Here is a 20,388-nt window from a genome sequence, read left to right as displayed (position 1 = left end):
TCCACGCCGAGCCACCGTGCGCGCGGCTAGCGAACTCCAATCCGGCGCCCACCTGACCTGTGGAGGGGACACAGAGGACCGCACCCTGTGGACACCTCCACGACAGAGGCGTACGTCGGGATAGTGCGTCACTGTGTCAACGTCCGAGAGACGCCAGACGTTGACTGGGTGACGCACTATCCCCCTGGACCGCTCCGGACGTGCTCCGCGAGGGCCTGCAGGGCGAGGCGGTATCCGTCGACGCCGTGGCCGGCGATGACCTGGGCGGCGTGGGGGGTGACGACGGAGGTGTGGCGGAAGACCTCGGGGCGCTGGGTGGGGTCGGAGATGTGGACCTCGACGAGCGGGGCGGTCAGCTGGGCGCAGGCGTCCCACAACGCGTAGGAGTAGTGGGTCCAGGCCGCGGCGTTGAGCACGACCGGGGTGGCGTCGTCGGCGGCGGCGTTGAGCCAGTCGAGCAAGTCGCCCTCGTGGTTGGTCTGGCGCACCTCGACCTCGAGTCCGAGGGCCGCGCCCCACTCCACGCACCGGGCCGCGAGCTCGGCGTGGGTCGTGCGGCCGTAGATCTCCGGCTGTCGTCGCCCGAGCCGGCCGAGGTTGGGACCGTTGAGGACCAGCGCCCTCACCGGCGCGTGCCGCTCACGCGATCGCCTCGTACGCCGCCCGCAGGTGCTCCTCCGACGGGCCGGAGAGGATGCGGGGGGCGCCCACGTCGTCGAGCACCACGAACCGCAGCGTGGCGCCACGCGACTTCTTGTCGACCCGCATCGTGGCCAGGAGGTCCTCGAACGACGCCCCGGCGTACGACGTGGGCAGGCCGACCCGCGCGAACGCGGCCCGGTGGCGGTCGACCAGCTCGGCCGGGAGCCCGGCGGCCCGGTGGGCGAGCTCGGCGACGAAGACGCAGCCGACGGCGACAGCCTCGCCGTGGCGGATGCCGTAGTCCTCGGCCCGCTCGATGGCGTGGGCGAGGGTGTGGCCGTAGTTGAGGGCCTCGCGCCCGGGGTGCCCGGACCCGGACGAGCCGCCGGTCTCCTTGAGGTCGGCGACGACCACGTCGATCTTGACCTGCACCGCCCGCTCGACCAGCTCGCGCAGCACGGGCGAGGACGGCACGAGGTCGGCGGGGTCGGTGGTCTCGACGAGCCGCAGGATCTCGGGGTCGGCGATGAAGCCGCACTTGACGACCTCGCCGAGGCCGGCGACCAGCTCGTCGCGGGGCAGCGTCTCGAGCAGCGACAGGTCGCAGAGCACGCCGGCGGGCTCGTGGAAGGCGCCGACGAGGTTCTTGCCGGCCTCGGTGTTGATGCCGGTCTTGCCGCCGACGGCCGCGTCGACCATGGCCAGCAGGGTGGTCGGCACGTGCACCACGCGCACGCCGCGCAGCCACGAGGCGGCCACGAAGCCGCCGAGGTCGGTGGTCGCCCCGCCGCCGAGCGTGACGACCACGTCGGAGCGGGTGAACCCTTCCTCCCCCAGCGCCTCCCAGCACGCGTTGGCGACCTCGGCCGTCTTGGCCTCCTCGCCGTCGGGCACCGCGAGCACGGTCACGTCGCGCTCGGGCATGCTCTCGACCAGCGGGGCGACGACGTCGTCGACGAGCTCCTCGAGCGCGTCGGGCACGACGAGCGCGACCCGCAGGGCGTCGCCGACCATGCCGGGCAGGTGGTCGGCGAGGTGGTGCCCCACCACGACGTCGTACGGCGACGCGCCGCCGACGTGCAGCACGGACTCCTCCGGGTGGTCGGTGTCGGGCTCGCTCATGCCAGCGCCTCCTCGATGCGGTCGGCGACCTCGTCGGGGGTCGCCTCGTCGGTGTCGACGACCACGGTGGCCACCGACGTGTAGACCGGCTCGCGCTGCTCGAGCGTGGCCTTGATCTGAGCCCGCACGTTGCCGAACAGCAGCGGGCGGCCGGCGCCGAGCCCGACGCGCTTGACGGCCTCGGACAGGCCGACGCGCAGGAAGACGACCCGGTGGCCGGCGAGCACGTCGCGCGTGTCGGCGTCGAGCACGGCCCCGCCCCCGAGCGACAGCACGCCGTCGTGCTCGGCGACGGCCGCCGCGACGGCCGCGCGCTCCAGCGCGCGGAAGTGGGCCTCGCCGGACTCGACGAAGATGTCGGAGATGCTGCGGCCCTCGGTCGCCTCGACGTCGGCGTCGGTGTCGCGCACCGCGACGCCCCACCGCTGCGCCAGCACCCGGGCCACGGTGGTCTTGCCCGCGCCCATCGGCCCGACGAGCACGGCCCGCGGACCGGTGCCCGCGCCAGGACCGGTCACCGGTACCTCAGCGCCTCGAGGTACGACGTGCAGTTGCGTCGGGTCTCCCCCACCGAGTCGCCGCCGAACTTCTCCACCACGGCGTCGGCGAGCACCAGGGCGACCATGGCCTCCGCGACGATGCCGGCGGCGGGGACGGCGCACACGTCGGAGCGCTGGTGGTGGGCCACGGCCTCCTCACCGGTGGCGACGTCGACGGTGCGCAGCGCGCGCGGCACGGTCGCGATGGGCTTCATCGCGGCCCGGACGCGCAGCACCTCACCGGTCGTCATGCCGCCCTCGGTGCCGCCGGACCGCCCGGAGACGCGGCGGATGCCGTCGTCGGTGGGCACGATCTCGTCGTGGGCGAGGGAGCCCGGGGTGGCGGCGAGCTCGAACCCGTCGCCGACCTCGACGCCCTTGATGGCCTGGATGCCCATGAGGGCGCCGGCCAGCCGCGAGTCGAGACGGCGGTCCCAGTGCACGTGCGAGCCGAGGCCCGGCGGCAGGCCGTGCACGACGACCTCGACGACGCCGCCGAGGGTGTCGCCGTCCTTGTGGGCCTGGTCGATGCGGGCGACCATCGCGGCCGCGGCCTCGGGGTCGAGGCACCGCACCGGGTCGTCGTCGAGGCGGGCGACGTCGTCGGCCTCGGGCCACAGGCCCGCGGGGGCGCGCACCCCGCCGAGCTCGATGACGTGGGAGACGATGCGCGCGCCGACGGCCTGGTCGAGGAAGTTGGACGCCACCCGGCCCAGCGCCACGCGCGCCGCGGTCTCGCGGGCCGAGGCCCGCTCCAGCACCGGACGGGCCTCCTCGAAGTCGTACTTCTGCATGCCCGCGAGGTCGGCGTGGCCCGGGCGCGGGCGGGTCAGGGGCGCGTTGCGGCCGGTGTCCTTGAGCAGCGAGGGGTCGACCGGGTCGGCGGCCATCACCGTCTCCCACTTGGGCCACTCGGTGTTGCCGACGGTGATCGCGATCGGGCCGCCCTGGGTGCGGCCGTGCCGGACGCCGCCGGAGATCGTCACCTGGTCCTGCTCGAACTTCATCCGCGCGCCACGCCCGTAGCCCAGCCGCCGCCGGGCCAGGGAGTCGGCGACGTCGGCCGTCGTCACCTCGACGTGGGCGGGGAGGCCCTCGAGGATCGCGGTCAGGGAGGGGCCGTGGGACTCACCCGCGGTCAACCAGCGCAGCATGCCGCCAGTCTCCCACCCGGCACCGACAGCGCTGCGCCGGTCACCTCGCGGCGAGACCCAGCAGCTGCGGCCCGAGCACGATGCCGAGCAGGGCCCCGGCGGCCATGAACGGCCCGAACGGCAGCTGCACCTTCAGGTACGACGCGCGCCGCTTGGCCACTGCGAGGAGCAGCCCCGGGAGCCCGAGGAGCAGGAAGCCGGCGTACATGCCGACGATGAACTGCGGCCAGCCGAGGTAGCCGAGCACCAGCGCCAGCACGGCGGAGAGCCGGACGTCGCCGAACCCGAGCCCCGAGGGGTGCACGAACCACAGCACGAAGTAGAAGAGGTAGCCGACCACGAGCGCGATGGCCGCGCGCTGCAGGTCGTGCCCGGTCGCGACGAGCAGCCCGTGCAGCACGACCGCCGCGAGCGCGTAGAGGAAGGTCGGCCACACCACGACCGCCGGCAGCAGCCGGGTGCGCAGGTCGACCACGCTGAGCAGCACGGCCACCGGCACGACGGGCACGACCACGAGCAGCACCCACGACCACCCGAGCGTCCACCCGACGAGCCCGCCGGCCACGCCGGAGACCACCATCGCGGTCGGCGCGAACCACGGCAGTGCGGCGATGGCGGCGTAGGTCTCCTTGGGGCCCTCCGCGCGCTCGGCGGCGCTCTGCTCCTCCTCGGGCTTCTCCGGTGGCTCGGGCAGCCGGCGGACCAGCAGCGGGGCGAGGTAGCCCGCCACCGCGCAGACCACCGCGGCGGCGATCGCGCCCTGCACCTCGTTCACCGCGACCGGCCCCGCGTCGCGAGCTCGGCCTCGCCGGCGGCCCGCATCGCCGCGAGCGGTCCGGGCCGGCCCGTGAACAGCTCGACCTGCAGCACGGCTTGGTGCACCAGCAGGTCGAGCCCGCCCACGAGCACCCGGCCCGACGCCAGCGCGGCCGCGGCCAGCGGCGTCGGCCACGGGTCGTAGACCACCTCGAAGACCACCGGTACGCCGTCGCAGCGCCGCACCAGGTCGGGCGACTGCGCTGCGGCGGGCACGGTCGCGACCACCACGTCGGCCACCACGGGCTGGTCGCCGTCGAGCGGGCCGACCTCGACCCGCGGGCCGGACGGGTGGGCGGCGATCGTGGCCGCGGTCTCGGCCGCCCGCTCCGGCGACCGGGCGAGCAGCCGCACCGACGTGGCCCCGAGGTCGCACAGCGCCAGCCCGGTCGAGGCGGCGGTCGCCCCGGCGCCGAGCACGGCCACCGTGTCGACCGGGTCCGACCACCGCTCCCGCACTGCGGCGGCGGCCCCCGGGAGGTCGGTGTTGTCGAGCCTGGGCGGCCCGTCGCCCAGGACGACGGTGTTGGCGCCCCCGGCCAGCCGCACCCGGTCGGAGCGCTCGGCGACCAGGGCGAGCACCTCGCGCTTGAGCGGCATGGTCAGCGACAGCCCGCCCCACTCCCCCTCGGCCAGCGAGTCCAGGAACGCCGACAGCCCACCCGAGCCGACCCGGACCGCGTCGTAGGTCCAGTCGAGCCCCAGCGCGTCGTACGCCGCCCGGTGCAGCACCGGGGACAGCGAGTGGGCGATGGGGTCGCCCAGCACGGCACACCTCACCGCAGGTCGTCCCGCTCGCTCAGCAGCGGTCGGACTGCGTGGCGCAGTACTCGTCGAACTCGGCCTCGATGACCGAGAACTCCTCCGGCGTGGTCGCGAACTTGGTCTCGCCGGTGCGCAGGTTGACCGTCACGTAGTAGAACCACGGACCCTTGGCCGGGTTGAGCGCGGCCTCGAGCGCGTCGGCGCTCGGCGTGGCGATCGGGCCCGGAGGCAGCCCCTTGGTCTTGTAGGTGTTGTAGGGGCTGTCGGCCACCGCGTCGATCTGGGCGAAGGTGAGCTTGGCGACCTTCTCGCCGAGGACGTAGTTGACCGTGGCGTCCAGCTGCAGGAACCCGGCGCTGGGGTTGCCGGGGATCTCGAGCCGGTTGTAGATGACCCGGGCGATCTTGGCCTTGCCGGGCTCGTCGAGCAGGCTGCCCTCGGCCTGCACCAGGCTGGCGATGGTCACCAGGTCGTGCTCGGAGTAGCCCAGGCGCTCGGCGGCCGCCGCGAGGCCGACCTCGTCGAAGGTCTGCACGCTGCGCGCCACCATCGCCGAGAGGATCGTGACCGCGTCGTCCTCGGGGAAGAAGACGTAGCTGCCGGGCGAGAGGTAGCCCTCGGCGCTGCCCTCGGCGGCCTCCGGGAGGCCGATCGCGGCCGGGTCGGCCAGGGCGGCGTTGAGCTGCTTGCGGGTCACGTCGGTGTCCTGCACCAGCAGTCCGACGATCTCGTCGACGGTCTTGCCGGCGGTGAAGGTGAAGGACGCGCCGCGGGTCGTGCCCCCGGCGAGGAGGTCGACCACGTCAGCGGCCTTCATCTCCTCCCGGACCTGGTAGACGCCCTCCTGGATCGTGCTCGCCGCGGCGTCGGCCTCGGCCGCCTCGACGTACGCCGCCGAGGAGGCGACCACACCGAGGTCGGCGAGGTTGCGGGCCTGGACCGAGATCGAGTCGCCGGCCGAGACCGTGAAGGTCACCGCGCCCGAGCCCGGGCCCGGGAAGTCCTCCGCCGGACCGTCGGCGAAGGGGTTGGACAGGTCGATGCTGCGCACGAAGAACCAGCCACCGACGACCACGATCGTGAGCACGACGAGGATCGGCAGGCAGCCCGACCGGCGTCGCCCGCGACGCCGTCCACCCGAGGACCGGGGACGAGCGGGCGCCGCGGCCGCCGGCTCGTCGAAGAGCGGCGACCCGTGGGTGTCCCCGTGGTCGTCGTGGTCAGGCATCCGGCTCCTTCGTCGGCAGGAGCTCCCCTGGCGGGACTCCGGTGGCACGTTCGGTGTCGAGGGCGTGCTGCAGGATCACGACCGCGGCGGCCTGGTCGACCACCGCACGGCGAGCGGCGCCCTTGGTGCCTCGGTCGCGCAGCATAGCCTCCGCCGAGACGGTGGTGAGCCGCTCGTCGACCAGGCGTACGCCGACCGGCCCGGTCGACAGGGTCGCCGACGTGGCGAGCCGGGCGGCGAAGTCGCGCACCTTGGCCGCCGCCGGGCCCTCCCCACCGGACAACGAGCGGGGCAGCCCGACGACGACCTCGAGCACCAGCCCGCCGGTCTCCTCGTCGAGGTCGCGGAGGATGCGCCGGATGCGCTTGAGGTCGCCCGGGCCGCGCCGGACGGTCTCGACGGGGGTCGCGAGGACCCCGGCCGGGTCGCTGCGCGCGACCCCGATGCGGGCGTCGCCCGGGTCGATCCCGAGCCGCACCCCGCGCCTCACGCGCCCTCCCTCATGCGACCGGGCTCACGCGCCCCGCACCGCGGCGTGCACCGCAGCCAGCGCCTCGTCGATGCGCGAGGTGTCGGTGCCACCGCCCTGGGCGACGTCGGCCTTGCCGCCGCCCTTGCCGCCGACGTACGGGCCGACGGTGCGGACGAGCTCGTTGGCCGACAGGCCGCGGGCCTGGGCGGCGTCGTTGAGGGCCGCGACGACGGAGACCTTGCCGTCGGCCGCGCCGATGACGACGACGACCGCCGGCTGGTCGCCGGTGAGCCGGCCCCGGACGTCGAGGGCGAGGGTGCGCACGTCGCCGCCGCCGGCACCGTCGACGCGGTGGGCCACGACCCGCACGCCGTCGACGTCGGTGGCCGCGGCGGCGAGCTCGGCGCCGCCGGCCAGCAGCTGCTGCAGGCGCACCCGCTCGAGCTCCTTCTCGGCCGAGCGCAGCCGGTCGACCAGGTCGCCGACGCGGCCGACGAGGTCGCCGGGCTGGGTCTTGAGCAGGCCGGTGAGCTGCTGCACGACGTCGCGCTCGCGCGCGAGGTAGGCGAAGCCCTCGACGCCCGTGTGGGCCTCGATGCGGCGGTTGCCGGAGCCGACCGACGCCTCGCCGGTGACGACGACGGTGCCGATCTGCGAGGCGTGGTCGACGTGGGTTCCACCGCAGAGCTCGCGCGACCAGGGGCCGCCGATCTCGACGACCCGGACCTTGGTCGCGTCGTAGGTCTCGCCGAAGAGCGCGACCGCGCCCCACTCCTTTGCCTCGGCCAGCGTCATGTACTGCCAGCCGACCGGCAGGTCGGCGCGGAGCGCCTCGTTGGACACCTGCTCGATGTCGTGGACCTGCTCCGGGCTGAGCGCGGTGGTCCACCCGAAGTCGAGGCGCAGGTAGCCGGGGCGGTTGTAGGAGCCCGACTGCAGCGCGCTGGGACCGAGCACCTCGCGCAGCGCGGCGTGCACGACGTGGGTGCCGGAGTGGGCCTGGCGGGCGCCGGTGCGCCACTCGGGGTCGACGCGGGCGTGCAGCAGCGGGGCGTCGGCGGGCAGCTCGCCCTCGAGCACCCGCACCTGGTGCACCACGAGCCCGCGGACCGGGCGCTGCACGTCGACGACCTCGAGCACGCCGCCGTCGAAGGTGATCTGGCCCGCGTCGGCGACCTGGCCGCCGGACTCGGCGTAGAACGGCGTGCGGTCGAGCACCAGCTCACCGACCTCGCCCTCGCCCAGCACCGGGACGGCCGCGCCGCCGGAGAGCAGCGCCAGAGGCCGCGACTCGGTCTCCAGGGTCTCGTAGGCCAGCCACTCGGTGGGGCCGTGCTCGTCGAGCACGCCGCGGTAGACCGAGGTGTCGGCGTGCTGGCCCTTCTTGGCCTTGGCGTCGGCCTTGGCCTGCTCGCGCTGCTCGGCCATCAGCCCGCGGAACCCGGCCTCGTCGACCCCCAGCCCGGCCTCGGAGGCCATCTCGAGGGTCAGGTCGATCGGGAAGCCGAACGTGTCGTGGAGCTGGAAGGCCTGCGCACCGGGGATGGTGGTGCCCCCGGACGCCTTGACCTCCGACGCCGCGAGGTCGAAGCGGGTCGTGCCCGCCTGCAGCGTCTTGCGGAACGCCTCCTCTTCGGCGTACGCGACACGGGCGATGCGGTCCCAGTCGGAGACCAGGTCGGTGTAGGTCTCGCCCATCTTGTCGCGGCTGACGGGCATCAGCTCGGGCAGCGCCGGGTCGTCGTACCCGAGCAGGCGCATGGACCGCACGGCGCGGCGCAGCAGCCGCCGCAGCACGTAGCCGCGGGCCTCGTTGCCGGGCGTCACGCCGTCGCCGATGAGCATCATCGAGCTGCGCACGTGGTCGGCCACGACGCGCAGGCGCACGTCGTCGCCCGGGTCGGCGCCGTACTTCTTGCCGGTGAGCTCCATGGCCCGCTCGATGACCGGGAACATCACGTCGATCTCGTACATGTTCTCGCGGCCCTGGAGCAGGTAGGCGACGCGCTCGAGACCCATGCCGGTGTCGATGTTCTTCTGCGGCAGCGAGCCCGCGATGTCGAAGTCCTCCTTCGACCGCACGGCGCTGAGCTCGTCCTGCATGAAGACGAGGTTCCAGATCTCGAGGTAGCGGTCCTCGAGCTCGGTGGCCATCTGCGGGCCCATCGCGGCCCAGTCGGCCTCGGGCCCGTACGCCGGCCCGCGGTCGTAGAGGATCTCCGAGCAGGGTCCGCCGGGGCCGGGCACGCCCATGGACCAGTAGTTCTCCTTGGGCCCGAGCTGGACGATGCGGTCGGCCGGCAGCCCGGTGACCTTCATCCACAGCGCCAGGGCCTCCTCGTCACCGGCGAGCACCGAGGGCCACAGCCGGCCCTCCTCCAGCCCGAACCCGCCGTCGGCGACGGACTTGGTGACCAGGTCCCAGGCCAGCTCGATGGCGCCTTCCTTGAAGTAGTCGCCGAAGGAGAAGTTGCCGCACATCTCGAAGAAGGTGCCGTGCCGGGTGGTCTTGCCGACGTCCTCGATGTCAGGGGTGCGCACGCACTTCTGCACGCTCGTCGCGCGGTCGTACGGCGGCGTCTCCTGCCCCAGGAAGAACGGCTTGAACGGCACCATCCCGGCGTTGACGAACAGCAGGTTGGGGTCGTCGAGCAGCAGCGAGGCCGACGGCACCGGCGTGTGCGCGGCGCGCTCGAAGTGCGCCACGAACCGGCGTCGGATCTCTGCGGTGTCCATCAGGTGCCTGCTTCCTGGTCGTGCGTCTGCGGGTGCGGTGCGGCCTCGAGGGCCCGCCGTTGGTCTCGTCCATCGAGCGCGAGACCCATGCGGTCGCGCAAGTCGGTTTCTGCGTCGGCCTTGCCCTGGGCGACCTCGTCACGGAACATCCGCAGGCCGACCACGGCGGCGCCGACGCGGTCCTGCAGGCCCTCGACGGTGAGCAGCTCGGCGGCGCGGCGGGCGCGGACGGCAGCCCAGAGACCCGCGCCCGCTCCTGCGGCGAACCACAAGGACCGGCTCATGCCGCCTGCCGCCCGCTGCGCTGCCGGTCGCCGAGCTCACGCTTGGCCTGGCGCAGGTCGGCCCGGCGCTGCTTGCGGGCGCGCTTGACCTCGCGCCTCATCTCGAAGCGGATGCGGTGGCGCACCTCGGGCGCCAGGGCCCGGCGCAGTCCGGCGGCGAGCGAGGCAGCCTGGACCGCGCCCTCGCGCAGCACCAGGTCGGCGAACAGCGGCGCCGGCACGACGGGCGCGGCTGCCGGCTCCTCGTCGGGGTCGTCGGCCTCGTCGCGGCCGAGCACGGTCACGACGTACTCCCTCTCGTCGGTGCGGGCCGCGGGACGGGCCAGCCGCCGCTCGATGTCGTGCACCTGGGCGGCCAGGGCCGCGACGTCGGCCCGGGCCGCGGCGAGCGCGGCGGTGGTGCGGGCGCGGGTGCGGACCAGCGCGACGGTGAGCACCACCACCGCCACGAGCAGGACGGCCCCGACGACGAGGGTCGCGAGCACGGGCAGGTCCATGGTGGTCGACCCTATCGCCCGCGGATGATGCGCCGGACCCGCTCCCAGCGCTCCTTGATCGCGGCCTCGGCGCCGATCTCCTTGGGCCGGTAGTAGGCCGCGTCGGCGACCACGTCGGGGGCGTACTGCTGCTCGGCGATGCCGTACGGCGCGTCGTGGCTGTAGCTGTACGACGAGCCGTGGCCGAGCTTCTTCGAGCCGGCGTAGTGGGCGTCGCGCAGGTGGGCGGGCACCGGTCCGACCTTGCCCGCCCGCACGTCGGCCGAGGCCGCGCCGAGGGCGGTGGTCACGGCGTTGGACTTCGGGGCCACGGCCAGGGCGATGACGGCGTGGGCCAGGTTGAGACCGGCCTCCGGCATCCCGATCAGCTGGACGGCCTGGGCGGCGGCGACCGCGGTCGGCAGCGCGGTCGGGTCGGCGAGCCCGACGTCCTCGGAGGCCAGGATCACCAGGCGGCGGGCGATGAACCGCGGGTCCTCCCCCGCCTCGATCATCCGGGCCAAGTAGTGCATCGCGGCGTCGGCGTCGGAGCCGCGGATGGACTTGATGAAGGCGCTGGTGACGTCGTAGTGCTGGTCGCCCTGCCGGTCGTAGCGCACGGCGGCCCGGTCGACGGCCGTCTCGGCGGTCTCGAGGTCGACCCGGTCCGAGCCGCGCGCGGTGGCCGCGCCGGCGGCGGCCTCGAGGTAGGTCAGCGATCGCCGGGCGTCACCACCGGCCAGCCGGACCAGGTGGTCGAGGGCGTCGTCGTCGACCGCGACCCGGCCGCCGAGGCCCCGCTCGGGGTCGGCCAGTGCCGCGGTCATCACCCCACGGACGTCGTCGTCGCCCAGGGACTCCAGCCGCAGCAGCAGGCTGCGGGACAGCAGCGGGGAGATGACGGAGAAGAAGGGGTTCTCGGTCGTCGCCGCGACCAGCGTCACCCACCGGTTCTCGACCCCGGGCAGCAGGGCGTCCTGCTGGGCCTTGCTGAAGCGGTGCACCTCGTCGACGAAGAGCACCGTCTCCTCGCCGCCGCGCACCAGCTCCGAGCGGGCGGCGTCGATGGCCGCCCGCACCTCCTTGACGCCGGCCGAGACCGCCGAGACCTCCACGAAGCGGCGCCCGGTCTGGTGGGACAGGATCGAGGCGATGGTGGTCTTGCCCGTGCCCGGCGGTCCCCACAGCAGCAGCGACATCGACTGGTCACCCTCGACGAGGCGGCGCAGCGGGGAGCCGGGGGCGCGCAGCTGCTCCTGGCCGACGAGCTCGTCGAGGGTGCGCGGCCGCATGCGTACGGCGAGCGGCGCGTTGGCGTGACCCGTGACGGCCAGCGACCCGCCGCCACCCCTGGCGGGTGGCGGCGGGCCGGCGGCGAAGAGCGCCTCGGGCTCGTCAGGCTCGGGCAAACGTCTTCGTGTCCAGGTCGAACCAGGTGTCGTCGTACCCCGGCTTGGTGTCCAGGTCGGTGCTCGGTGACGCGCCCGGGTCGGGGTTGCCCGCGTGGTCGACGCCCAGCAGCCGTGCGGTCAGCGGCTCGGTGGGGTGCTTGCCGATCTCGCCCGGGAAGTGGCAGGCGACCTTGTGGCGCTTGCCGATCTGGAGCAGCGGCGGCTCGTGCTTGGCGCAGATCTCCTGGGCCAGTGGGCACCGGGTGCGGAAGCGGCAGCCGGACGGCGGGTTGATCGGGCTGGGCACGTCGCCCTCGAGGCGGATGCGCTCGCGCCGGCCGCCGATCACCGCCTGCTTGACGTCGGGCACGGCCGAGAGCAGCGCCTGGGTGTAGGGGTGGCGGGCGTGGGAGTAGATGCTCTCCCGGTCACCGATCTCGACGATCTTGCCGAGGTACATGACCGCGACCTCGGGGCAGAAGTGCCGCACGATCGCCAGGTCGTGGGCGATGAAGAGGAACGCCACGCCGAACTCGGCCTGGATGTCCTGCATCAGGTTGATGACCTGCGCCTGGATCGAGACGTCGAGGGCCGAGACGGGCTCGTCGGCCACCATCACCTTGGGCTGCAGCGCGAGCGCGCGGGCGATGCCGATGCGCTGGCGCTGGCCGCCGGAGAATTCGTTGGGGTAGCGGTTGTAGTGCTCCGGGTTGAGGCCGACGACCTCGAGCAGCTCCTGCACCCGGCCGAGCACCTTGTTCTTCGGCACGATGCCGTGCACCTGCAGCGGCGTGCCGATGATGGTGCCGACCGTGTGGCGCGGGTTCAGCGAGCTGTAGGGGTCCTGGAAGATCATCTGCACCTCGCGGCGCAGCGGCTTCATCTCCTTGTCCGTCAGCTGGGCGAGGTCGTGGCCCTCGAACCTCATCGAGCCGCCCGTGGGCTTGTACAGGCGGGTGATGAGGCGACCCGTGGTCGACTTGCCGCAGCCGGACTCCCCCACCAGGCCGAGCGAACCACCGGCGGGCACCTCGAAGCTGATGCCGTCGACCGCCTGCACGTCGCCGACCTTGCGGCGGACCACCCCGCCGGACTTGATCGGGAAGTACATCTTCAGGTTGTCGACGGTGAGGATCGGCTTGGCCGAGGGGTCGAGCACGTTGGCGGTGTGGGTCTGCTCGACGAGGTCGTCGAAGGCGGGTGCCTCCCCGACCTCGTCCTTGGCCAGCACCGGCTTGTCGTCGGGAGTCGGCTCGGACTCGGGACGCAGGTGGGACATCAGTTCTCCTTGGCGAGGTCAGGGGCGATCTCGGGGAGCACCTCGGCCTCGTAGATGGCGTCCGGGTCGGGCAGGTGGCACCGCTTGACGTGCCCCGCGCCCCGCCCGCCGGGCCGCAGCTCGGGCAGCGTGGTGGAGCACAGGTCGCCCGGCACCTTGTCGCGGTGGGCGCAGCGCGGCTCGAACGGGCACCCCGGCAGCGGGTTCAGCAGGCTCGGCGGCGTGCCCGGGATCGGGATCATCCGCGCGTTGGTGTCGGAGTGCACGTCGGGCACGCTCGAGAGCAGGCCCCAGGTGTAGGGCATCTCGGGGTGCGACAGGATCTCGCGGGTCGAGCCGTACTCGACCGCCCGGCCGGAGTACATGACCAGCACGTCGTCGGCGATCTCGGCGATCACGCCGAGGTCGTGGGTGATCATGATGATGGCGGAGTTGAACTCCCGCTGCAGGTCCTGCAGCAGGTCGAGGATCTGGGCCTGCACGGTGACGTCGAGCGCGGTCGTGGGCTCGTCGGCGATCAGCAGCGCCGGGTCGTTGATGAGGCCCATCGCGATCATCACGCGCTGCCGCATGCCGCCGGAGAACTGGTGCGGGAAGTCGTCGACCCGCGACTTCGGCGACGGGATGCCGACCCGGTCGAGCATGTCGATGGCGCGCGCGCGCGCCTCCTTCTTCGACGCCGACGGGTGGTGCACCCGGTAGGCCTCGGCGAGCTGCTGCCCCACGCGGTAGAACGGGTGCAGCGCGGCCAGGGCGTCCTGGAAGATCATCGACACGGTGTTGCCGCGCAGCGAGCGCAGGTCGCGCTCGTCCATGCCGACGACCTCGCGGCCGCCGACCTTGATCGAGCCGGTGATGCGGGCCGACCGGGCGTCGTGCAGGCCGAGCACGGCCATGCTCGAGACCGACTTGCCCGACCCGGACTCGCCCACGATGCCGAGCGTGCGGCCCAGCGGGACGCTGTAGCTCAGGTCGCTGACCGCGTTGACGAGGCCGTCGGCGGTGGGGAACTTGACGGTGAGGTCGGTGACCTCGAGGTACGGCGCGCCGTCGGGCGTGCCAGTGGTGCTGGTGGTCTGCGTGGAGGTCATCCGATCCTCACCCTCGGGTCCAGGAAGCCGTACGCGATGTCGACGACCAAGTTGGAGACCACGATGAACGTGGCCCCGACGAGGACGGTCGCGGTGATCACGGGCAGGTCGAGCGGCGAGTCCAGGGCCTCCAGGCCCCACCGGCCGATGCCGTCGATGCTGAAGATGGCCTCGGTGAAGATCGTGCCGGCGAGCAGGGCACCGAAGTCGAGGCCGAAGATGGTCACGATGGGCACGATCGCCGCCCGGAGCGCGTGCCGGAACAGCACCCGCCTGCGGGGCAGGCCCTTGGCCGAGGCGGTGCGCACGAAGTCGTCGCCGAGCGTCTCGACCATCTGGCCGCGCGTGTAGCGCGCATAGGCGGGTGCCGTGGCGAAGCCGAGCACCAGCGAGGGCAGCAGGAGCCCGCCGATCGTCTTGAGGGGGTTCTCGGTGATCGGGAAGTAGCCGGTCGCCGGGAAGATGTTGGTCTGCAGCGTCAGGAAGATCCACGCGATCAGGCAGAGCAGGTAGTACGGGATCGAGGAGACCAGGAGGCTGCCGCTCACCAGCAGCCGGTCGGTCGATGACCCCCGTCTCGAGGCGGCGAGGATGCCGGTCGTCACGCCGACGACGAGGAACACGATCGACCCACCGATGGCGAGCAGGATCGTGGGGACGATGCGTTCCTTCAGCTCGTCGGTGACGAAGTTGCGGGTGTCGTAGGACACCCCGAGGCAGGGAGCGGTGCAGTCGTAGGCGCTGGCCCCGAAGTCGATCTCGCGGCCCTTGACGATGCCGCCCATGAACTCGCCGTAGGCCGACAGGACGGGCTTGTCGAGGCCCATCTGCTTCTCGATCGCCACCAGCCGCTCGGGCGTGCAGCGGCCGCCGGCCCCCTCGCACACCGGGCGCGCCGGGTTGCTCGGGCCCAGGTAGAAGACGGCGAAGACGACGAAGGACGCCAGGAGCAGGACGATGAGCGACGAGAGCAGTCGCCGCACGACGAAGCCGAGCATGGGGTGGACCTCTCCTCGAGGTGGTGGACGTGCTGGACGGGGCGGGGGACGACGGTCGAGACGCCGGGTGGCACCGCCCCGGGCACAAGGGCGATCGCCGGGTCACCGCACCGAGGTGCGATGACCCGGCGACCAGGTGGAGCTGACCCTCAGGTCACTGCGTGACGTGCAGCGACTTCCAGGTCGGCTGACCGATGGTGTTGTCGATGTTCATGCCACCGACCTTGGAGCCGTGCATCTGCGCGACGCCGCCGTAGCCGGTGACGAAGAGCGGGAGGTACTCGGTCATGACCTGCTCGTCGAGCTCGCCCCAGGCGTCGGCCTGCTCGTCGACCGGCATCTCCTGGATCTCGGCGATCTTCTCGTCGACGGTGGGCTCGCTGAAGATCGAGTAGTTGGAGCCCGTGCCCTCGGCCTTGAGGTTGGTGCTCTCGATCAGCGGCGGGAACCACGACGAGCCGGACGGCCAGTCCGCGATCCAGCCCGCGGTGCGGACGTTGATCGGGGCGTCGGGGTCGGAGCGGACGGTCGAGACGTCGGCGACGGTCGAGGCCAGCGGGCTGGCCTTGAAGCCGGCGTCGTTGAGCGAGGCGACGACGGCGTCCTTCGCGGCGACCGACTGCGGGTCGTCCTTGGCGTAGGGCCAGATGATCTCGTAGCCCACGGCGTCGGCCTCCTCGAGGAGCTGGCGAGCCCGCTCGACGTCGGTGCCGGCGTCCTCCATGTCCTCGATCGCGGGGAAGTCCTTGCGACCCACGGTGCCCGGCGGCATGAGCGCCTGGCCGGGGATGGCCGTGACGCCCTCGATCAGACCGCCGGCCTTGTAGGCGTCGGCGTAGGGGTAGGCCAGGGCGAGCGCCTGGCGGACCCGGACGTCGGTGATCTTGCGGTAGTCGGGAGCCCAGTAGCGGGTCAGCGGGAAGCCACCGACGACGAGACGGCCGGTCTCCTCCATCGCGCGGTAGTTCTGGTTGAGCACGTCGTCGTAGGAGATCGTGGTCTGGTCGTCACCGGAGTCGGCCAGCATGCGCTGGTCGATCTGCTCGGATTCGACCTGGAACTCCATGGAGTACGAGTCGGGGTACTGCGTGCGGCCCGGGTCGGTCGCGGGGTCCCACTGGTCGTTGCGGACCAGGGTGAGCGACTTCTCGGGGGTGTACTGGTCGAACTTGTAGGGGCCGGTGGCCAGCGGCTTGCGGGCGTAGGCGGCCGGGTCGGCCGAGGCCTGCTCGTTCTGCGGGCCCATGGCCGGGAAGGTCAGCCAGTAGGGCAGGTCCGGGAAGGGCTTGCGGGCCTTGTAGGTGATGGTGTTGCCGTCGGCCTCGGCACCGGTGAACCCGTCGAGGGTGTTGCCGGCGGTGAAGTAGCCCTCGTAGGTGTCGCCGCTCTCCAGGTAGTCGTTGGAGTAGGCGGGGCCCTCGGGGAACTGGGTGCGGTCCATCGACGCGGCGGCGGCGAAGACGAGGTCCTCGGCCGTGACCGGCGTGCCGTCCTCGTACTTGATGCCGTCCTTCAGCGTGAAGGTCCACTCGGTGAAGTCGTCGTTGGGCGTGCCGAGGTCGGTGGCCAGGTCGGGGATGAGCACCATCGACTTGCTGTCCTCGTCGTACACGTACTGCGTCATCTGGCGGGTGATGAGGCCGCTGAGGATGGTCGAGGTGTTCTGGTAGTACGCCTCGCTCGGGTGCATGGTGTTCAGACCGGCCGCCGAGATGACATTGATGTTGCCACCCTCGGTGGCGCCGTCGATCTCCACGGGCCCGTCGACGCGCGACGCGTCCTGCGCACTACCGGTGTCGCCCAGGGTCTCCTGGTCGACGTCGCCCTCGGTCCCACCGCCGCCGCCACCGTTGCCACCGCTGCCACCACAGGCAGCGAGGGCGAAGGTCGTGACGAGGGAGACGGCGATCAACGGCTTCTTGAACCGCATCGTGTGCCCACCCTTCTCTTCTGTGTTTCTCCCGAGGCCGCGGATTCGGCTCATCGGCGAGTCTTGGGGTCGAAGGCGTCTCGCACGGAGTCGCCCAAGAGGTTGAGGGCGATGACGAGCACCATGATCGTGCCGACCGGCACCCACAGGTAGAGCGGGTACGTGTCGTAGTAGCCGCGCGCGCTGGCGATGGTCTTGCCCAGCGAGGTGCCCTCGCTCAGCCCGATGCCGAGGAAGGACAGGCCCGCCTCGGCGGCGACGTAGGCCGGCAGCGCGAGGGAGAGCGAGACGACGATCGGGGCCACCAGGTTGGGCAGCAGCTCCTTGAACAGGATGCGCCGGGTGGGCACGCCGATGACCTGGGCGGCCTGGACGAACTCCCGCTCGCGCAGCGAGAGCACCTGGCCGCGGACCAGGCGAGCCAGGCCCATCCAGCCGAAGAGCACGAGCACGCCGACCAGCGAGAGGAACTCGGCACGGCCGAGCGTCTCGGAGTTGCCGCCGAAGCGGGTCGTGATGATCGGGGCGAGCGCCAGCGCGCCCAGGATGAACGGGAACGACAGCATGAAGTCGATGAAGAACGACAGCAGCGAGTCGACCCAGCCCTTGGCGTAGCCCGCGACCAGGCCGAGCGTGACCCCGACGACCGTGGAGACCACGGTGGCCAGGACGGCGATGAACAACGAGGTGCGCAGGCCGTAGAGCAGCAGCGCCAGGTTGTCGTAGCCGGTGTTGGGCTCGACGCCGAGCGGGTGGTCCCACGTGAACGGGTAGTAGGGCGGGCCCACCAGCGGGTAGCTGTCGAAGTCGAGGACGTCGCTGGCGCGGGGGGCGCCCGGCGAGTAGTCCTTGTAGATGTTGAGCGCGTTGCAGATCACCGGCGCGAACAGGCCGGCCAGCACCAGCAGCAGCAGGACGAGCCCGCACACGACCGCGACCTTGTCCTTGGCCAGGCGGGCCAGGGCGATCCGGGTCGGGGAGCGCCCCGCGATGTCCTTGGGCGCCGGGGGCTCGGTCGACGGGTTGATGTCGCTTCGGGCCTCGAGGGCCTCCGTGCCCGCAGAAGTCATGTCCGCCTCTGAGGACCCCCGAGATGGGGTCCGATGCCGTGTGCCGGAGGCCTTGCGTGCCACCGGCGCGCCTGTGCGCCGCGGAGGACTCTAAGCGACCTGCAGGCGACGGAGCGACACGTCGAGGTAACGATTGCATCAAGCCGAGAAGCCTCCCGGCGTCCGGCGACAACCCCCGGACAGATGAGATCTTCCGGCGTCCGGGCCGGTGGCACGATGCCCGTGCGGGCATGGCGCAGGTGGGCCGGACGGTGCGCCCGAGGACGGGCGGGGGTGGTCTCAGCCCGGGCGGACGGTGCCGGCGCGCAGGTCGGCCGCGGGAGGCACCCACGCCGCGACGTCGGCGGCGACCTGGTCCCCGGAGCGGATGTCCTTGACCTGGTGCGAGCCGTCGTCCTGGACGAACCAGACGAACGGGATGCCGCGACGCTCGGCGACGCGGATCTGCTTGCCGAAGCGGGCGGCGGTCGGCGCGACCTCGCAGGGGACGCCGCGCGAGCGCAGCGCCCGCGCGACCTCGTCGCTGGCGGGTCGCGTCTCCTCGTCGGCCACGGCGACGAGCACCGCGCTCGGCACCTTGCGGCTGCCGGCGAGGACGCCGTCGGCGATCAGCGGCACCAGGGTGCGGGTCAGTCCGAAGGAGACCCCGACGCCGGGGTAGACGTTGCGGCCGTCGTCGGCCAACCGGTCGTAGCGCCCGCCACCACCGACCGACTTGAGGTGCTCGTAGCCCTCCATGAAGATCTCGACGACCGTGCCGGTGTAGTAGTCCAGGCCGCGCGCGATGCGCAGGTTGGCCTCGACGGTGACCCGCTCCCCCGCCGCCGAGGCGCAGCCCTCGACCACCGCGGCCAGCTCGGCCAGGCCCTCGTCGAGCAGCTCGTCGGTGACCCCGAGGGCACGCACGCGTTCGACGAAGGAGGTGTCGCCGACCCGGATGGTGGCCAGCTCGAGGCAGCGCGCGGCTTGCTCCTCGCTCGCGCCGACCTGCTCGACCAGCAGGGCCGCCACGGCCTCGGGGGCGAGCTTGTCGAGCTTGTCGATGACCCGGATGGCAGCGGTGAGGTCGGTCAGGCCCAGCCCGCGGTAGAAGCCCTGGATGAGCTTGCGGTTGTTGAGCTGGAAGGAGACCGGCGGCACCGGGAGGGCGCTGATCGCCTCGACCATGACCCGCATGACCTCGACGTCGTGGTGGAAGGGCAGCTCGTCACGACCGACGATGTCGATGTCGGCCTGGGTGAACTGGCGGTAGCGGCCCACCTGGGGCCGCTCCCCCCGCCAGACGGGCTGCACCTGGTAGCGCCGGAAGGGGAACTCGAGCTTGCCGGCGTTCTCCAGCACGTAGCGCGCGAAGGGGACGGTGAGGTCGAAGTGCAGCGCGAGACCGGCGTCGGAGGCGCTGTCGTCGGCCTGCAGCCGGCGCAGGACGTAGATCTCCTTGTCGATCTCGCCGCCCTTGGCCAGCCGGTCGAGGGGCTCGACGACCCGGGTCTCGATGCCGGCGAAGCCGTGCAGCTCGAAGGTCCGCCGGAGGGTGTCGATCGCGTGCTGCTCCACGACGCGCTGCTCGGGCAGCAGCTCGGGGAACCCGCTGATCGGGGTCGGGCGCGCCATGCTCACAGCCCTCGCGTCGTACGGCCGACGGGGCCGCCGTCGAGCAGGTCCTGCAGGAACGGGTTGGTCGCGCGCTCGCGCCCGATGGAGGTCTGCTCCCCGTGGCCGGGCAGCACCACCACGTCGTCGGCCAGGGGCAGCACCTTGGTGCGCAGCGAGTCGAGCATCGTCGCGTGGTCGCCACCCGGCAGGTCGGTGCGGCCGATCGAGCCCGCGAAGAGCAGGTCGCCGGAGAACATCAGCTCGGAGACGTCGGCCAGGCCGTGGTCCTCGCCGTACGGCGTGCGGAACGCGACCGAGCCCTCGGTGTGGCCGGGCGCGTGGTCGACGACGAAGGAGAGACCGGCCAGCTCGAGGGTCTGGGCGTCGGCGAGCTCCTGCACGTCGTCCGGCTCGGCGAACTCGTAGCGGCCGCCGAGCAGCATCGAGGTCGTCTCGGCCGACATGCCCTGCATCGGGTCGGCCAGCAGGTGCCGGTCGCGTGGGTGGATCCAGGCCGTGGCGTCGTAGGTGCCGGCGACCGGGGCCACGCACCACATGTGGTCGACGTGGCCGTGGGTGACCAGGACCGCGACCGGCTTGAGGCGGTGCTCGCGCACGACCTCGGCCACGCCGTCGCTCGCGTCCTTGCCCGGGTCGATGACCACGCACTCGGAGCCCTTGCCGGTGGCCACCACGTAGCAGTTGGTGCCCCACGGGCCGGCAGGGAAGGCGGCGATCAGCACCGGCTCAGGGTAGCGACCAGGCCTTCAGTCCTCGTGCCCTGGTGCGGGCTGGGGGC

19 protein-coding genes are annotated in these 20,388 nt (G+C 72.5%); all 19 read right to left on the bottom strand.

Features of this window, described 5'->3' with window-relative positions; translation table 11 throughout:
- Window positions 1–176 precede the first annotated feature (176 nt).
- The 19 genes from FJQ57_RS07825 to FJQ57_RS07735 all read right to left on the bottom strand — a co-directional run bounded on the left by FJQ57_RS07825 (window position 177) and on the right by FJQ57_RS07735 (window position 20,332).
- Window positions 177–626, bottom strand: a complete 450-nt coding sequence (locus FJQ57_RS07825; protein ID WP_139978712.1) for a type II 3-dehydroquinate dehydratase — start codon at window positions 624–626, stop codon at window positions 177–179.
- A gap of 13 nt (window positions 627–639) precedes the next feature.
- Complete coding sequence (gene aroB / locus FJQ57_RS07820; protein WP_139978710.1) at window positions 640–1,764, bottom strand: 3-dehydroquinate synthase; 1,125 nt, start codon at window positions 1,762–1,764, stop codon at window positions 640–642.
- Window positions 1,761–2,282: a shikimate kinase gene (locus FJQ57_RS07815; protein WP_281284239.1), complete on the bottom strand. Its 522-nt coding sequence runs from the start codon at window positions 2,280–2,282 to the stop codon at window positions 1,761–1,763. The genes aroB and FJQ57_RS07815 overlap by 4 nt, the downstream gene beginning before the upstream one ends.
- Entirely contained in the window at window positions 2,279–3,457 is a 1,179-nt protein-coding gene (aroC, locus tag FJQ57_RS07810; RefSeq protein ID WP_139978708.1) for a chorismate synthase, read from the bottom strand. Before aroC ends, FJQ57_RS07815 begins: the two co-directional genes overlap by 4 nt.
- A gap of 40 nt (window positions 3,458–3,497) precedes the next feature.
- Window positions 3,498–4,232, bottom strand: coding sequence for a prepilin peptidase (locus tag FJQ57_RS07805; protein WP_139978706.1), 735 nt, complete (start codon window positions 4,230–4,232; stop codon window positions 3,498–3,500).
- Entirely contained in the window at window positions 4,229–5,041 is an 813-nt protein-coding gene (locus tag FJQ57_RS07800) for a shikimate dehydrogenase (RefSeq protein WP_246081648.1), read from the bottom strand. Before FJQ57_RS07800 ends, FJQ57_RS07805 begins: the two co-directional genes overlap by 4 nt.
- Window positions 5,042–5,072: 31 nt before the next feature.
- The gene (gene mltG / locus FJQ57_RS07795) at window positions 5,073–6,266 is read right to left on the bottom strand and encodes an endolytic transglycosylase MltG (RefSeq protein WP_139978702.1); all 1,194 of its coding nucleotides are present in this window, start codon (window positions 6,264–6,266) and stop codon (window positions 5,073–5,075) included.
- Window positions 6,259–6,756, bottom strand: coding sequence for a Holliday junction resolvase RuvX (gene ruvX / locus FJQ57_RS07790; protein WP_139978700.1), 498 nt, complete (start codon window positions 6,754–6,756; stop codon window positions 6,259–6,261). Before ruvX ends, mltG begins: the two co-directional genes overlap by 8 nt.
- Before the next feature lie 24 nt (window positions 6,757–6,780).
- Entirely contained in the window at window positions 6,781–9,474 is a 2,694-nt protein-coding gene (gene alaS, locus FJQ57_RS07785) for an alanine--tRNA ligase (protein ID WP_139978698.1), read from the bottom strand.
- Entirely contained in the window at window positions 9,474–9,758 is a 285-nt protein-coding gene (locus FJQ57_RS07780) for a DUF6167 family protein (RefSeq protein WP_139978696.1), read from the bottom strand. The genes alaS and FJQ57_RS07780 overlap by 1 nt, the downstream gene beginning before the upstream one ends.
- A complete protein-coding gene (locus tag FJQ57_RS07775) occupies window positions 9,755–10,255 on the bottom strand; it encodes a hypothetical protein (protein WP_139978694.1) in 501 nt (166 codons plus the stop codon). Before FJQ57_RS07775 ends, FJQ57_RS07780 begins: the two co-directional genes overlap by 4 nt.
- Window positions 10,256–10,266: 11 nt before the next feature.
- Window positions 10,267–11,643 carry a replication-associated recombination protein A gene (locus FJQ57_RS07770; protein ID WP_246081647.1) on the bottom strand — a complete coding sequence of 459 codons (1,377 nt, stop codon included), beginning with the start codon at window positions 11,641–11,643 and terminating at the stop codon, window positions 10,267–10,269.
- Entirely contained in the window at window positions 11,630–12,736 is a 1,107-nt protein-coding gene (locus FJQ57_RS07765; RefSeq protein WP_246081684.1) for an ABC transporter ATP-binding protein, read from the bottom strand. Before FJQ57_RS07765 ends, FJQ57_RS07770 begins: the two co-directional genes overlap by 14 nt.
- A gap of 167 nt (window positions 12,737–12,903) precedes the next feature.
- A complete protein-coding gene (locus tag FJQ57_RS07760) occupies window positions 12,904–13,995 on the bottom strand; it encodes an ABC transporter ATP-binding protein (protein WP_139978690.1) in 1,092 nt (363 codons plus the stop codon).
- Window positions 13,992–14,993, bottom strand: coding sequence for an ABC transporter permease (locus tag FJQ57_RS07755; RefSeq protein WP_139978688.1), 1,002 nt, complete (start codon window positions 14,991–14,993; stop codon window positions 13,992–13,994). Before FJQ57_RS07755 ends, FJQ57_RS07760 begins: the two co-directional genes overlap by 4 nt.
- Before the next feature lie 154 nt (window positions 14,994–15,147).
- The gene (locus FJQ57_RS07750) at window positions 15,148–16,923 is read right to left on the bottom strand and encodes an ABC transporter substrate-binding protein (RefSeq protein WP_170219318.1); all 1,776 of its coding nucleotides are present in this window, start codon (window positions 16,921–16,923) and stop codon (window positions 15,148–15,150) included.
- Between the two features lie 50 nt (window positions 16,924–16,973).
- The gene (locus tag FJQ57_RS07745) at window positions 16,974–17,993 is read right to left on the bottom strand and encodes an ABC transporter permease (protein WP_139978684.1); all 1,020 of its coding nucleotides are present in this window, start codon (window positions 17,991–17,993) and stop codon (window positions 16,974–16,976) included.
- 279 nt (window positions 17,994–18,272) lie between these two features.
- Window positions 18,273–19,607: a histidine--tRNA ligase gene (gene hisS, locus FJQ57_RS07740; RefSeq protein ID WP_139978682.1), complete on the bottom strand. Its 1,335-nt coding sequence runs from the start codon at window positions 19,605–19,607 to the stop codon at window positions 18,273–18,275.
- 2 nt (window positions 19,608–19,609) lie between these two features.
- On the bottom strand, window positions 19,610–20,332 hold the full coding sequence (locus FJQ57_RS07735) for an MBL fold metallo-hydrolase (RefSeq protein WP_139978681.1): 723 nt from the start codon (window positions 20,330–20,332) through the stop codon (window positions 19,610–19,612).
- Between the last annotated feature and the right edge of the window lie 56 nt (window positions 20,333–20,388).

This window comes from Nocardioides litoris, from assembly GCF_006346315.1.
GTDB lineage: Bacteria > Actinomycetota > Actinomycetes > Propionibacteriales > Nocardioidaceae > Nocardioides > Nocardioides litoris.
This window is presented reverse-complemented; position numbering and strand designations above follow the sequence as displayed.